We start from the raw sequence: 612 nt of genomic DNA on the forward strand, positions 1-612 counted from the left end.
GGCACCTGATTTTGCAGGTGCGCCGCCATTTTATTACTGTGTATTTATCCAGCAACTGACTTCGAAAGAAACTGGAAAGCGCCTCGCAAAATTCCTCTGCAGCCACATGCTCTCCCCCCTCTCCTACAACAAAGGACGTCCAAAAAGAACAAATAATAATGTAATTTAAGTGAGAGAGGTGCAGGACGGGTTGGAATGCGTGATTACTTCTCCGGACGCACTTTGAAATCGGAAAATAAGCCAATCAAAATAATAAACAACTGATAATCCAGTTTTATATTCACCACATTAATTATTTAAGTCCATTCATCCATCAAGATGATAAAGAGTAATCTTTTTCCTATTTAACAAAAGTGAGAGCATGATCACTTGATCAAATGTTTTCGTATAAGAAGATAAACGCATTAAACTAAAGGAATATATTATGTATTACAGCGAAGAAATCATTAGGAAAATTGGAACCGATAAAGAGCTAGCAGTGCGATTAGATAAAGCGTTAGCTGGAGTTAAAGAGGGGGTCGTAGATTATTTAAATGGTCTGGAGGATGGCGTAACACGATTACTTTATTATACTTCTTGTCTTACAGACAATTATCAAGATGTGTGTAATAA

Annotated in this window: 1 pseudogene; it reads left to right on the forward strand. The window is 36.9% G+C overall.

Annotated features, from left to right (window positions below):
- Positions 1–424 precede the first annotated feature (424 nt).
- A pseudogene (locus INF77_RS23045) lies at positions 425–612 on the forward strand (hypothetical protein); the annotation flags it as partial.

It is taken from the genome of Enterobacter cloacae complex sp. P1B (genome assembly GCF_014982345.1).
Lineage (GTDB): Bacteria > Pseudomonadota > Gammaproteobacteria > Enterobacterales > Enterobacteriaceae > Enterobacter > Enterobacter bugandensis.